We start from the raw sequence: 13,398 nt of genomic DNA, 5'->3' as shown, positions 1-13,398 counted from the left end.
TCATGCGCTCGCTTCTCTTCGTTCCCGGCGACAGCGAGCGCAAGCTCGAGAAGGCCCTTTCAAGCGGTGCCGACCTGCTGCTTGTCGATCTGGAGGATTCCGTCGCGCTCGACGCCAAGCCTGCGGCGCGCGACATCACCGCCCGCTTCCTCGCCGCTCAGCGCGAGGTCGCCAGCCGGCCGCGGCTCTATGTGCGGGTCAACGCGCTCGACACCGGCCAGACGGATGCGGACCTTGCGGCGGTGATGGCGGCGATGCCGGAAGGCATCATGCTGCCCAAGTCCCTCTCCGGCGCGGACGTCCAGCACCTTGCCGCAAAGCTTGCCGTCCAGGAGGCGGAGAACGACATTGCCGACGGCCAGACCCGGATCCTCGCCGTTGCCACGGAAACCGCCGCCTCGCTCTTCAACCTGGGCACCTATCAGGGCGCGAGCCCGCGCCTGGAAGGCCTGACATGGGGCGCGGAAGACCTCTCGGCCGATATCGGGGCGCTGGCCAGCCGGACGCCGGATGGCGCCTTCAACGAACCGTTTCGCCTCGCCCGCAACCTGTGCCTGTTCGGCGCGGTCGCGGCCGCCGCGACGCCGATCGACACGGTCTTCACCAATTTCCGGGACATGGACGGTTTGCGGACGGAAGCGATGCAGGCCCTGCGCGACGGCTTCACCGCCAAGATGGCGATCCACCCCGCCCAGGTGCCGGTGATCAACGAGGTCTTCACCCCGTCCGAGGACGAGATCGCCAAGGCACGCGCGGTCATCGGGGCCTTCGCGGCCGCCGGCAATCCGGGCGTGGTCGGCCTGGACGGCGAAATGCTCGACCGTCCGCACCTGCGCCGCGCCGAAAAGGTCCTGGCACGGGCCGAGGCCGCCAGCCGCTCGTGACGGGCGGCGAGACGGCCTCGCGCCAGGACTGCCGGTATCAAGACTGCCGGCGTCAGGGCTGCAAGTTTCAGGCGCGCGGACGGGTCATCTGGAACACGGCGTCGACGACCGAGTAGTCCATGTAACCGAGACGCGCGAGCGGCCGGGCGCGGGTCACGTCGAATAGCCCGTCGACCAGCACGCTTTCGTCGATATGCACGGCAACGACCTCGCCGAACACCACCCAGTTGTCGGCTTGCCTGCCGTCCAGTCCGGCAAGGCGCAAGGTCTGCAGGTGGCGGCATTCGAACGCGGCCTTCGCCTCGGCAACGCGCGGCGTGCCGATCAGCGTCGATGCGGCCGCCGTCAGACCCGCCTTCTCGAATTCCGAGACGCCGTGCGGATACGGTGCCGAGGAGACGTTCATCGCGTCCTTAAAATCCTCGGTCGCCAGGTTGAAGACGAACTCGCCGCTGGCATCCACATTGGTCACGCTGTCCTTGTAGCCGGACGAGGAGAACATGACGATTGGCGGCGTGTCGCAAACCGCGTTGAAGAAGCTGTAGGGCGCAAGGTTCAGCGTGCCCTCGGGCGAGCGGGTGGAGATCCAGCCGATCGGCCTCGGCGCGACGATCGCCTTGAACGGATTGTGCGGCAGGCCGTGACCCTTGGCCACTTCGTAGCTGTAGGTGCTCATGCTCCCGTCCACTCGCTGATCAGGCCGTCAAGATCCGGCCGGGGCCGCTCGCTCGGCGTCTCCGACGGCGTGCCCAGGTGAACGAAGCCGGCAATCCGCTCGACCTCGGCCAGCCCCAGCATCGCCGACACGTCATCGTCGAAGGCCATCCATTCGGTCAGCCACTGCGCGGCGAAGCCGCTCGCATGAGCGGCGATCACCAGATTCATGCAGACCGCACCGACGCAAAGCTGCTGCTCCCAGACGGGGATCTTGGGATGCACCGCTGCACGGCTGACAACCGCGATCACCAGCGGCGCGCGGGTGAAGCGGGTCGCCTCCTGCTGGCGGCGGTCCTCGGCGAGCGGCCCCTCGCGGGTTTCCAGCAGCGACACGAGACGGTTGCCGAGGTCGGCACGCGCCTCGCCCCTCAGCAGAACGAAGCGCCAGGGCGCGAGCTTGCCGTGGTCCGGCACACGCGAGGCCGCCTGCAGGATATCCCGCAGCGCGTCGCCTTCCGGTGCCGGTGCGACCAGGCTGATTGCCGGATGAGACCGGCGCGTCAGCAGCAGGCGCAAGGTTTCGGATTGCTCCGTCGTCATCGCATTTCCTTGATATCGGCCGCCGGCCCCGGGGGCGGGCGTGATGGAGGTGAGGCTGAACTGGCAGCGATTTTCACCTCCATGACCTAATCAGGTTTTCGCCCCTGTCAATCATCCCATGCCGATCCGGCAAGATGACTTGAAATCGCCCCAGTTTTGGGTTGGAAACAGGAAGGACAAAATCGATCGTGAAACGGGTGGGACGTACCGGCCAATGCGGGTGACCAGGGTTATTGCATGCGCGCTGTGCGCCCTCGGGCTGGCGATCCAGCCTCTCGCCGCTCAGGACGTGATCACACCGCAGGCAAAGCCCGGAGATCTGGGGGCCTCCGCGCCGGTCACCGCGTTGCCGGACGATCCCGCTCCGCTCAACGCACCGCCTCTTCTCGACACGCCCGCTCCGCTTGGAAACCTGCTTGGCGGCAACGCCGTGCCGGGCTCCTCCACTCCCGTTGTCCCTTACGCCCCGGCGATCACGCCCGACACCGGCATGCCCGGCCCTTCCACCCTGTCGCCGGTCTATCTGGTCGCCCGCCTGGCCGAGGACGGCCCCTCCCTTACCCAGGGCGTTCGCTGGCGTGTCTATGCCAACCAGCCGAATGAGCAGGGCAAGCTTGAGCTGGTGGCGACGGCACAGGGCGGCGACGCGGATTTCCGCCTCGCGCCGGGCGACTATTTCGTCCACACCGCCTATGGCTATGCCGGCCGCACCAGCCGGATCGCCGTGCGCAACGGCCTGACCAGCCAGACGGTGATGCTCAACGCCGGCGGCATCAAGCTCGACGCGCAGTTCTCCGGCCAGCAGCCGATCCAGACCGGCCGCGTCGTCTTCGACATCTACGAGCGGGATTTCGACAGCCGCGGCGAACGCAAGCTTGTCGCCGGCAACGTCAAGCCCGGCGCCATCGTCCGCCTGAATGCCGACACCTATCACGTGGTCAGCCGCTACGGCGCGGTCAACGCGACCGTGCGCGCCGACATTCGCGTCGAGCCTGGCAAGCTGACCGAGGCAACCGTCTATCACAATGCCGCGCGCGTGACGCTGAAGCTCGTCAACCAGTCCGGCGGAGAGGCCATCGCCAACACCAAATGGTCGGTCCTCACGCCCGGCGGCGACGTTGTCGTCGAAGGCACCGGCGCATTCCCGGCTTTCATCCTGGCTTCGGGCGAATATCAGGTCATCGCCCGCAACGAGGACAAGCTCTACTCACGCGAGTTCGAGGTCAACACCGCCAGCCACGGCGAAGTCGAGGTGCTGACCAGTTCACTGCTCAAGCAGTGACGCGGGCAGTGTCCCTGCGGCCGCGATCGGGCGCAGACGCCTGCGGTCGGCCCTGGACCTGGCGCGCGGGCGGGACGGAGCCATCGAGATCACCCGGTGATGCAGGTGCTCGATCATCGCCTTCTGGTCGCCGAAAGTGGCCAGCTCGTCGTAGGGGATCGGCGCCCCGACCCTGACCGGCAGGTCGCACCCCATGATGCGGCGGAACTCCCGGATATACATCGACAGACGCAATGTCAGCGAGAACCGCGACACAAGGTGGAAGAGCGGCGAGTTCTGGCCGTCGAAATAAAGCGGGATCACGGTTGCCCGCGCCGCGCGGATCATCTTCGCGGTGAAGGTCTTCCAGGGCAGTTCGCGGGCCCGGCCGAAGAGCTTGTCCGCCGTCGCCACGCCGCCGCCGGGAAAGACGATGATGGTGACGCCCTCGGCGAGCAGGCGCAGTGCCTCCTGCCGGGTGCGCATGTTGGTCCGCAGGGCCTCCGGTGTTTCCTCGAAATCGATCGGCAACGAATAGGGCCGGATCTCCGGCGCCTTCAGCAGCTCGTTGTTGATGAGGATGCGGTAGGGTCGCTCCAGCCGCTCGGCGAGCGCCAGGATCGCCAGCCCGTCGCCAAGGCCGTAAGGGTGGTTGGCGATCATCACCAGCGGCCCGTCGGGCAGGCCCTGGGGCGGCCAGTTCCCCTCCTCCACCACCACATCGACCCCGATCAGCGCCAGCAGGTCGCTCCACTTAGTGGTCGAGGTGGCGGCGACGGCATCGCGCCAGTAGCGGTAATAGCCAAGCAGATGCTCCCGGCCCGACAGGGTCTCGATGGCCCGGATCACGGACCGCTTCGTCCAGGAATGCCCGGCATTGGCATAGCTCAGTTCGCTCTCTTGCACCGGGCGGCCCTCGTGCCTGTCATCAACTGTCACCGGCAGGTTTCCCGGCCACGCCTCGTCAATTTAGACGATTCTCGAAAAGGGAATAATAGCCGGCATTGCGTGACAGATCGGCGACACCAGTGACGGGCGAAAAGGCAAAGGCCGATGCGATGGATCGCACCGGCCTCCAGGGATCTTGAAAAACCTGGCCGATCAGTCGGCGTCGCGCTTGAGATCCGGTGCGACGGCCTCCTCGCGCAGGGCCGCGATCGCCTCGTCGAGCCCCATCGCGCTCTGGTGCTGCGAGCCGAGCCGGCGGATGTTGACCGTCCGCTCCTCCGCCTCGCGCTTGCCGCACACGACGATCACCGGAACCTTGGCGAGCGAGTGCTCTCGGACCTTGTAGTTGATCTTCTCGTTCCTGAGATCGATCTCGGCCCGCAGCCCCGCCTTCTTCATCGCCGCCAGAACCTCGCGGGCATAATCATCCGCATCCGAGGTGATGGTGGTGACGATCACCTGTTGCGGCGCCAGCCACAGCGGGAAGTGCCCGGCGAAGTTCTCGATCAGGATGCCCAGGAACCGCTCCATCGAGCCGCAGATCGCCCGGTGGATCATCACCGGGGTCTTCTTCTCGCCGTCCCTGTCGACATAGAACGCCCCGAACCGTTCCGGCAGGTTGAAGTCGACCTGGGTCGTGCCGCACTGCCACTCGCGGCCGATCGCATCGCGCAGCGTGTATTCGAATTTCGGCCCGTAGAAGGCGCCCTCGCCCGGCAGGATGTCGGTCTTGATGCGTCCGCCCGACTGGTCGGCGATCTGCTTCAGGACCTTTTCCATCACGCTTTCGGCGTGATCCCAAAGGTCATCCGAACCGACCCGCTTCTCGGGCCGGGTCGACAGTTTCACGACGATCTCGTTGAAGCCGAAATCCTCGTAAACCGACAGGATCAGGTCATTGATCTTCAGGCACTCCGCCGCCATCTGCTCCTCGGTGCAGAAGATGTGGGCATCGTCCTGGGTGAAGCCTCGCACGCGCATCAGGCCGTGCATCGCGCCCGAGGGTTCGTAGCGGTGCACCGCGCCGAACTCGGCCATGCGCAGCGGCAGGTCGCGGTAGCTCTTCAGCCCGTGCTTGAAGATCTGCACGTGCCCCGGGCAGTTCATCGGCTTCAGCGCGAACAGGCGCGTGTCCTCGGCCTCCGGGTCCGCGCATTGCACGGAGAACATGTTCTCCTTGTACCAGCCCCAGTGACCGGAGGTCTCCCACAGCGAGGTGTCGAGGATCTGCGGCGCGTTGACCTCGTCGTAATCCTCGTCGAGCCGGCGACGCATATAGGCAACGAGGCTCTGGAAGAGGCTCCAGCCCTTGGCGTGCCAGAACACGACACCCGGCCCCTCCTCCTGGAAATGGAAGAGGTCCATTTCCCGGCCGAGCTTGCGGTGGTCGCGCTTCTCGGCCTCCTCCAGCATGTGAAGATAGGCCTTCAGTTCGGCTTCGTTCGCCCAGGCGGTGCCGTAGATGCGGGTCAGCATCTCGTTGTTGCTGTCGCCGCGCCAATAGGCGCCGGCCACCTTCATCAGGCGGAAGGCGTCGCCAATCTGGCGGGTGCTCGCCATGTGCGGACCCCGGCACATGTCGAGCCAGTCGCCCTGGCGGTAGATCTTGACGTCCTCGCCGGCGGGGATCGCTTCAAGCAGCTCGACCTTGTAGGTCTCGCCCTTGTCGAGGAAGTGGCGCCTGGCCTCGTCGCGCGACCAGACCTCGCGGGCAAAGGCATCGCCGCGCTGGATGATCTCGCGCATCTTCTTCTCGATGACCGGCAGGTCCTCAGGCGTGAACGGCCAGTCTTCCCCGGAATTGGAATGAACGCGCTTGAAGTCGTAATAGAAGCCGTTCTCGATCACCGGGCCGATGGTGACCTGGGTGCCCGGCCACAGCGCCTGCACCGCCTCGGCCATGACATGGGCCGCGTCGTGGCGGATCAGCTCCAGCGCGCGCGGATCCTCGCGGGTGACGATCTCCAGCCGCGCGTCGCGCTCGATCGGCAGCGACAGGTCGGCAAGCTCGCCATCGAGGGTCACCGCCACGGCCTTCTTGGCCAGTGACTTGGAAATGCCGGCGGCGATCTCGGCGCCGGTAACGCCGGGCGAAAAATCACGAACCGAACTATCGGGGAAGGTCAGATGGATCATCTCTGTCTCCTGCTCACTCCTGCAAACAAGGCAGGTAAGCGATCGTTTCAAGGCTGGCCGTCCGCGCGCGCGGCTCCTTGCATCAAGACACGGGGGGCGCCCGGCGTTTGGACAGGCCAGTTCGAAGCGACACGGCGGCCGCCCGACACTCCCTTAAGAGATTTGCCGCAAGTGGGCAACAACGCCGCGGCGATCGGCCTTGCCGATTCTGCCAAGCTGGATACGGTTGCGGCCCGCCCGCTTCGCCTCGTAGAGCGCCTTGTCCGCCACCGCGAAAGCTGTCTCCACCGTCTCCGTATCCGGGCGCCAGCTGCACAGGCCGGCAGAAAACGCGACCCCGAGCCTGATCCCTCCCACATCGACCTCGCGCGCCGCGATCGTCTTGCGGATCGCGTCAAGCCGCTCCACCGCTTCCGCCTCGCTCGACGCGGGCAACAGGACAGCAAACTCCTCCCCGCCTATGCGCGCGCACAGGTCCCCCTCGGCCAGGCATTCCCGCAGCCAGCGGGCAAAGACCCGCAGCACCTCGTCGCCCACGCCATGTCCATGAACGTCGTTGACCGACTTGAAGTGATCGAGATCGACGATAGCGAGGCAGACCATCCGGTCGGGATTCTCCGCGACGCCTTCGATCGCCGAAATGAAGGCCCGCCGGTTCAGCAAGCCGGTGAGTGAATCCTGGCTTGCCAGCCGTTGCAGTTCCTCTTCTGTCTCCGCCCGTTGTTCCTCCAGCCTGCGGGCATGCAGCAACAGGCCGAGCGCCATGGGCAACGGCGCGAGCAGGTCGAGCAGTTCCCCGTCATATTCGTCCGTCCGGTTGGCCAGCCCGATCATGCCCAGCAATTCCTCGCCATACTTGATCGGCAGTCCGAGGAAACGCGTCAGCACGGGATGCCCTGCAGGCACGCCCTTGGCCAGCGGATGCGCGGGCACGTCATTGGCGACCACGACGCTCCCGGTCGTGATCGTGGAGCCGAACAGGTTGTCGAGGCTCTTGAACACCAGCTCCCCCTTCTCGTGGAGAGCGTAGAGACGGGCGCTTTCGGTGTTCCAGGAAATATCCGAGATCGCCTTGATGGCAAGCTCCCGGTTGCCCGTCTCCGGGTCCCGTGCCACCGCGCCGATGAAGCCGAACTGGCTTTCGGACAGCTCGATGATCGGACCGAGCAGCATCTCGCAGGCCTTGCGCACGTCCTTCTCGATCAGGAAGGCCTGCTGGCTGCGATTGAGGAGGTCGAACAACTCGCCTTGCTTGCTCTGCCGGAAAAACGCCTGCTGGCGCTTGGTGACGTCCCGGCTCGCACCGATGATGCGCGAGGGGTTGCCGAGCGCGTCGCGGTCGGTGGCGCGGCCGAAATTCTGCATCCAGATCCAGTGTCCCATCTCGTGGCGCACGCGGCACTCGACCGAGAACGCGGGCGAGCGCCCCTCCACGTGATCGCGCCAGGCCTTCTCGAACCGCGCCCTGTCGAGCGGGTGAATGGCCTGCTTCCACGACAGCAGCGAGGGTTCGAGATGATCGTACGACTTCCCGACCAGGGCGGCCCATTGCTGGCTTCGATGCAACTCGCCGGTCGCAAGCATGCATTCCCATGCGCCGAGTTCGCCGGCATCCATGACGATGTTGAGCCGGCCCAGCGCCGCGCGCACCTGCAATGCCAGCTGTTTCTGGTCCGTCTGGTCGACAAGCAGCCCCTCGACGACGATCAGGCGTCCATCGCCGCCATAAAAGCCCTGCGTGTACTGATGCACCCACACTTCGCGGCCGTCTGGCCGAACCAGCCGGTACTCGAATTCCTGTTTCTCGGTCTCGCTCGCCTGACTGTTGAGATGGCTGTTGAGCACATGGATCAGCCCGTCCCGGTCCTCGGGATGGACGAAGCTGAGGAACCCGAAACGGGCCGCATCGCCCGGGTCCTTCAGGCCAAGCAGGCGCGCCAGCGCGGGATTCTCTCCGGCAAGGGGCCAGGCCGGTTTGCCCTGCCAGCGAATGCGCACGATCGGGCCGTCATTGTTGAAACGGGCGATACGCTCGGCGGCGCGGCGCGCCTGCGCCGCCGTGAGAAGATCGGCGGCGATCCTGGCAAAGGCCTCGAGCTGGGCCAGCGTGTCCTCGCCAAGCACCCCGACCCGGTGGTCCTTGAGGCAGACGACACCGACGACATGGCCATCGATGCGGATCGGCGACCCGGCATAGGAGCGAAAGCGGGGGCCGCCCGTGACGCTCTTTCGCGCGCGAAACAGCGCATGGTTCGACAGGTCGTCGACCAGCAGCGCGTTTTGCGAGATCACGACCTGATCGCAGAAGGAATCCGAACGCAGCCGCGTCTCGCAGGCCTCGCCTGCCGATGCCTTCACATGCTGCGTCGTTCGGTCGAGGACGGAAATCGAGGCCACGTCCACCTTGAACTGGTGTCGTGTGAGTTCGGCAAGACGATCCAGGCTCTCGTCCTGTCCAAGGAAGACGAGTTCATGTCTGTCCAGTACCTGAAGCCGCTCGATCTCCTCGGGCATTTTGCCGGCTTTCCGATGCGTCTGCTTTCAGCAACACGAAGATAATGCCATTCAAGAGTAACTGAATCGCGAATACGGGAAACCGATTTCCGCCGATGCGGCTTACCTTGCGTTGCCATTGGGCTATGCAGGACGCCTGCGACCGGGATCAGGCGCCTGTCGGCACGAGAGGCGGCGGCCGGCGGCGTATCGGCTGCGACTTGACGATGGACGTGCTCGTCTCGGCCTTGTCGGCGATCTTGTCGAGAATACCGTCAAGCTCGTCGATCGAGGTCAGCACCAGCCGCACGACGAAACAATCCTCGCCCGTCACCTTGTCGCATTCGCAGAATTCCGGTGTCTCCTCGATATGCCGCTGGACCATGTGCAGCTTGCCCGGCAGCGGCCGGATGCGCACGATCGCCTGCAGCGCATAGCCCAGCGCCTTGGGATCGACATCGACGGTGAAGCCACGGATGACCCCGCGCTCCTGCAACCGCCGGATGCGCTCGGAGACCCCCGGCGAGGACAGGCCGACTCGTCCCGCAAGCTCCTTCAGCGACATGCGGGCATCCTCGAGCAAGGCTTCGACAATACGGCGATCAACGTCATCGATCATGGAAAACTCCAAATAAACGCCACTTAAGCTTACAATAAAAAGAATTTTCGTCAAATCACCTTACTTGGAAGATGGAAAGCACGGGCCGGCGGCGCGATTGTAAGGGCATCTGTTTCCAGGAGAACATCCCATGGACAAGACCCTGCGCGGCGCCACCGAAATGATCGCAGCGATGACCATTCTCGGCTCGATCGGATGGTTCGTCATCATGTCCGGCCAGCCGGCCGTCGACGTCGTTTTCTGGCGCTGCGTCTTCGGCGCACTGGCCCTGCTCGCCATCTGCGGCCTGCAGGGCGCGCTGCGCCACCGGTTGAGCTGGCGCGTCGCCGGTCTCGCCGCGCTCGGCGGCGTTGCCATCGTCGTCAACTGGGCCATGCTGTTCAGTGCCTACGGCCAGGCCTCGATCTCGATCGCGACGGCGGTCTACAACATGCAACCCTTCATCCTGGTCGGCTTCGGCGCGCTGTTCCTGTCCGAAAAGGTCACCGCAACCAAGCTTGGCTGGCTTGCCATCGCCTTTGCCGGCGTGGTGATGATCGTCCAGGCAAAACCCGATGCCGGCTACACCGGCGCCAATTACGCGCTCGGCATCGCGCTCGCCTTCGGCGCCGCCTTCTTCTGGGCCGTGGCCGCGCTGATCACCAAGAAGCTGAGCGGCACGCCGCCGCACCTGATCGCCCTGATCCAGGTCGGCGTCGGCATCGCCATGCTGGCCCCTTTCGCCACCTGGGCGGAACCGCCGCAAGGGCCCGCCGCCTGGGGAGCGCTGGTCACGCTCGGTGTCGTTCATACCGGCCTGATGTACACGTTGATGTACGGGGCGGTGCAGAAACTCCCGACCCATCTCCAGGGCGCGTTCTCGTTCGTCTACCCGGTCGTTGCCATCCTGGTCGACTACCTGGCTTTCGGCCACAGGCTGCAGCCGGTCCAGATCGCCGGCGCGGTCGCCATCATTGCCGCCGCAGCCGGGCTTACCTTCGGCTGGCGGCTGCTGGGGAGGCGGCGGCAGGCGCCGGCGTCATGAGCGGGCAGGTTCCTCCCGCCCCTCACCGTGCCTCGATGCGGCGCACGAACCAGCGCACCAGGCGTTCCCACACCACGTCCTTTTCGGCGGAATCCTCGACGCCGTGGTCGAGGTTCGGGTTGTCGTTGACCTCGATGACGACGACCCGGTCGCCGAAGGACTTCAGGTCGACACCGTAGAGCCCGTCGCCGATCAGGCTCGCCGCGCGCACCGCCGTCTCCACCACCGCCGGAGGCGTTTCCGCCAGCGAGACGGAGCGGAAGCTGCCTTCCTTCGACTGCTTGCCGTCCTCGTGCTTGACGATCTGCCAGTGCTTCTTGGCCATCAGGTACTGCACGGCAAAGAGCGGTTCGCCGTCGAGCACGCCGATGCGCCAGTCGAACTCGGTCGGGCAGTATTCCTGCGCAATGATGATGTCGCTGTCCTCCAGAAGCTCCTTCAGCTTCGCGGCGATCGCCGTCTCGCCCTCGACCCGATAGACGCCCCGGCTGAAGGACCCGTCCGGGATCTTCAGCACCACGGGCGAGCCGAGGCGCGCCTCCAGTCCCGCCGCCTCCTTGACGCTTGAAAGGATCGCCGTCTTCGGGATCGGGATGCCGTGCGATTCCATCAACTCGGCCAGATAGACCTTGTTGGTGCAGCGGATCATCGACACCGGATCATCGATCACCGGCATCCCCTCCTGCACCGCGCGACGCGCGAAACGGTAGGTGTGGTTGTCGATATTGGTCGTCTCGCGAATGAACAGCGCATCATACTGCGCCAGCCGGTCGAGATCCCCCTTGCCGATGGGCACGATCTCGACGCCCTGGCGCGCGGCGACCTTGGCCATGTGACGCAGCGACGACTGGGCCGAGGGCGGCAGCTCCTCCTTCGGGTTCGAAAGCACCGCCAGCGCATGCTTCATCGGCACGCGCTGCTTCGGTGCCCGCCAGGCGCGATGAGTGTAGCGCTCCAGGCTCTCCATCATGAAGGCACGGGCATCGCCCTCCAGCTCCGGGATCGGAACCACGCGGATGCGGGTGATCGCGCGCCACTGGCCCGAGGCCACGCTGACCTCAAGGATCGGCGCCCGGTACCAGTCGAAGAGCAGCCGGGCAAACGGCTCCAGCGCGGCGATCGCGGTATGGCCGAGACAGACCAGTATGCGCTCGCCCGCCTCCGCCGCGCCCGGCTTGCCAAGGCAGCGGTTGAGGCTGTCCTCCAGCTCGGGAAGCGCGTGCCGGTAGAGCCCCTTGCGCGACAGTTCGATCATCGTCTCGACATTGGGCAGCACGCGGTGCTGGCGCGCCTCGGCCAGCAGCGAGGCGTAATAACCCGCGCCCTGGTAGGAATAGGAGCGCGACAGGTTGATGATGTTGGGATGCGTGCCGGTAAAGAGTTTCGGCCGCATCATGTAGTCGCGCACGCTCATCACCTTGTGCGGCGTGTCGGCGTTGGAAACATCCTTTGCGTTGTCGACGAGAACAACCCATGTGGCCATCGTGGCTCAACCCTTTCTCAAGATGATCTGCGCGCGCACGGGCGGCTTTCCCCAACGCGCCATGCGGTCGAATTCGGCATCCGGTATCGGCAGGTTGGCCGCGTCCTGCGGCGTCTCGTAACCCTCGTATCCAAGCCAGGGATCGTGGATGAAAAGGTGGCCCGCATCCTCTCCCTGGACAAGCACCCAGTGCGGGCCTCGCCGTCCCAGCATGCGGTATTCGGAAATCAGCACGATCGCCAGCGCCCCCCCGGCCACTTCCCCGGCAAGATCGCGGGCGGACAACTGTTCCTCGCGCCCGGCAATGCCCAGCCCGGCCGCTTCCGCCCGGTAGTCGTCCTGGACGATCTCCATCACCCGCCGCTTGTCGGGATCGCGCACAGACGAGATGAACAGGTGGCCGGGTGGCGACAGCCGCACCTCGGCCCGCAAACCCCGCCGCGCCGCGGCAACCGCCAGCCCGTAGGGACCGCAACCGCCGTGCCCGGAGGCAAGATAGATCGTCGTCGCCTCCCGCCACAACCGCAGTTCCAGGCGTTCGCCGGTCTCGATCTGCGGGTCGAAATGCTTGAGCGCCATCATCAGGCAGGAGGGGCCGCAGGTGAACTCGCTCGTCTGCGCGAAATAGGGAACGACGGATCCTTGAGCCGCCGCGTCGCGCAGTGGTTTTTCCATGCGCAGCGCCGCGCAGCCGTCCTCGTAATAGTTCGGAACGCGGCCATGGGCGCGATAACCGACGCTTTCATAGAGCCGCCGTGCGGGCGTGTTGTCCTCGCGCACCTCCAGCCTGAGCACGATCCGGTCGCGGGCGAAGGCATCCGCCTCCGCCGCTCCCAGCAGGGCGCGCGCGTGGCCGCGTCCGCGCATCTGCGGCATCATGGCGAAGGAATAGAGGCGGGCAAGCGCCGTACCGCTGCGGAACAGCAGCAGGGCATAGCCGGCCGGCCGGCCCTCGAGGGTCGCCAGGATGCAGGAGGCGCCTGCGCTTTCCAGAAACCTTCGGAACGAGCGCCGCGAGATCCTGTCCTGCGTGAAGCAGGCGTTCTCGATGTCGAGAAGCGCGGGAAGGTCGTCGGGAGTTGCAGCGCGCAGGGTCAGGCCCGCGCCTTCTGGAATGTCCAAATCCGGGTCCCCCGGGGACGATTTGCCGGAACTGGTTTGCGGTTCCGCTGCGCATGGCCGGGCACGAAACCGCCGGCATCCGGCGCACTCGCGGGCGGACGGCAGGACGGCCCGCAATTTGCCCGTCAAGCCTGCCCATCGATTGTGCGCGCGTCAAATATCCGTATTCGG

At 65.7% G+C, this 13,398-nt stretch carries 11 protein-coding genes; 3 read left to right on the top strand and 8 right to left on the bottom strand.

Annotated elements, in window-relative coordinates; all coding sequences use genetic code 11:
- Nucleotides 1-2: 2 nt before the first annotated feature.
- Entirely contained in the window at nt 3-884 is an 882-nt protein-coding gene (locus RBB46_RS19895) for a CoA ester lyase (RefSeq protein ID WP_306030788.1), read from the top strand.
- 67 nt (nt 885-951) lie between these two features.
- On the opposite strand, the gene RBB46_RS19890 is transcribed toward RBB46_RS19895, so the two are convergent.
- Nucleotides 952-1,560 (bottom strand): flavin reductase family protein, encoded by a 609-nt coding sequence (locus RBB46_RS19890; protein WP_306030787.1) that lies wholly within the window; start codon nt 1,558-1,560, stop codon nt 952-954.
- Nucleotides 1,557-2,141 carry a nitroreductase gene (locus RBB46_RS19885; RefSeq protein ID WP_306030786.1) on the bottom strand — a complete coding sequence of 195 codons (585 nt, stop codon included), beginning with the start codon at nt 2,139-2,141 and terminating at the stop codon, nt 1,557-1,559. Before RBB46_RS19885 ends, RBB46_RS19890 begins: the two co-directional genes overlap by 4 nt.
- Nucleotides 2,142-2,355: 214 nt before the next feature.
- Here RBB46_RS19885 and RBB46_RS19880 point away from each other — a divergent pair, with 214 nt between their 5' ends.
- On the top strand, nt 2,356-3,423 hold the full coding sequence (locus RBB46_RS19880) for a hypothetical protein (protein ID WP_306030785.1): 1,068 nt from the start codon (nt 2,356-2,358) through the stop codon (nt 3,421-3,423).
- On the opposite strand, the gene RBB46_RS19875 is transcribed toward RBB46_RS19880, so the two are convergent.
- The 4 genes from RBB46_RS19875 to RBB46_RS19860 form a co-directional block, all read right to left on the bottom strand.
- Nucleotides 3,406-4,308, bottom strand: coding sequence for a lysophospholipid acyltransferase family protein (locus RBB46_RS19875; protein WP_306030805.1), 903 nt, complete (start codon nt 4,306-4,308; stop codon nt 3,406-3,408). The genes RBB46_RS19880 and RBB46_RS19875 overlap by 18 nt on opposite strands.
- Nucleotides 4,309-4,503: 195 nt before the next feature.
- On the bottom strand, nt 4,504-6,486 hold the full coding sequence (gene thrS, locus RBB46_RS19870; protein ID WP_306030784.1) for a threonine--tRNA ligase: 1,983 nt from the start codon (nt 6,484-6,486) through the stop codon (nt 4,504-4,506).
- Between the two features lie 153 nt (nt 6,487-6,639).
- Nucleotides 6,640-9,000, bottom strand: a complete 2,361-nt coding sequence (locus tag RBB46_RS19865; protein ID WP_306030783.1) for a diguanylate cyclase — start codon at nt 8,998-9,000, stop codon at nt 6,640-6,642.
- Between the two features lie 148 nt (nt 9,001-9,148).
- The gene (locus RBB46_RS19860) at nt 9,149-9,598 is read right to left on the bottom strand and encodes an Lrp/AsnC family transcriptional regulator (protein WP_306030782.1); all 450 of its coding nucleotides are present in this window, start codon (nt 9,596-9,598) and stop codon (nt 9,149-9,151) included.
- A gap of 130 nt (nt 9,599-9,728) precedes the next feature.
- On the opposite strand from RBB46_RS19860, the gene RBB46_RS19855 reads away from it, so the two are divergent.
- Nucleotides 9,729-10,622, top strand: a complete 894-nt coding sequence (locus RBB46_RS19855; RefSeq protein ID WP_306030781.1) for a DMT family transporter — start codon at nt 9,729-9,731, stop codon at nt 10,620-10,622.
- Nucleotides 10,623-10,644: 22 nt separating this feature from the next.
- Here RBB46_RS19855 and RBB46_RS19850 read toward each other — a convergent pair whose 3' ends face one another.
- Nucleotides 10,645-12,105, bottom strand: a complete 1,461-nt coding sequence (locus tag RBB46_RS19850) for a RimK family protein (protein WP_306030780.1) — start codon at nt 12,103-12,105, stop codon at nt 10,645-10,647.
- Nucleotides 12,106-12,111: 6 nt separating this feature from the next.
- Nucleotides 12,112-13,227: a GNAT family N-acetyltransferase/peptidase C39 family protein gene (locus RBB46_RS19845; protein WP_306030779.1), complete on the bottom strand. Its 1,116-nt coding sequence runs from the start codon at nt 13,225-13,227 to the stop codon at nt 12,112-12,114.
- Nucleotides 13,228-13,398: the final 171 nt, after the last annotated feature.

Origin of the sequence: Stappia sp. MMSF_3263 (genome assembly GCF_030733745.1) — a bacterium.
GTDB lineage: Bacteria > Pseudomonadota > Alphaproteobacteria > Rhizobiales > Stappiaceae > Stappia.
This window is presented reverse-complemented; position numbering and strand designations above follow the sequence as displayed.

Bases quoted from the DNA above. Each gene is read 5' to 3' on its own strand.
- RBB46_RS19855 (WP_306030781.1), top strand. From the start codon at position 9,729: ATGGACAAGACCCTGCGCGGCGCCACCGAAATGATCGCAGCGATGACC.
- RBB46_RS19880 (WP_306030785.1), top strand. From the start codon at position 2,356: ATGCGGGTGACCAGGGTTATTGCATGCGCGCTGTGCGCCCTCGGGCTG.
- RBB46_RS19895 (WP_306030788.1), top strand. From the start codon at position 3: ATGCGCTCGCTTCTCTTCGTTCCCGGCGACAGCGAGCGCAAGCTCGAG.
- RBB46_RS19865 (WP_306030783.1), bottom strand. From the start codon at position 9,000: ATGCCCGAGGAGATCGAGCGGCTTCAGGTACTGGACAGACATGAACTC.
- RBB46_RS19890 (WP_306030787.1), bottom strand. From the start codon at position 1,560: ATGAGCACCTACAGCTACGAAGTGGCCAAGGGTCACGGCCTGCCGCAC.
- RBB46_RS19860 (WP_306030782.1), bottom strand. From the start codon at position 9,598: ATGATCGATGACGTTGATCGCCGTATTGTCGAAGCCTTGCTCGAGGAT.
- thrS (WP_306030784.1), bottom strand. From the start codon at position 6,486: ATGATCCATCTGACCTTCCCCGATAGTTCGGTTCGTGATTTTTCGCCC.
- RBB46_RS19885 (WP_306030786.1), bottom strand. From the start codon at position 2,141: ATGACGACGGAGCAATCCGAAACCTTGCGCCTGCTGCTGACGCGCCGG.
- RBB46_RS19850 (WP_306030780.1), bottom strand. From the start codon at position 12,105: ATGGCCACATGGGTTGTTCTCGTCGACAACGCAAAGGATGTTTCCAAC.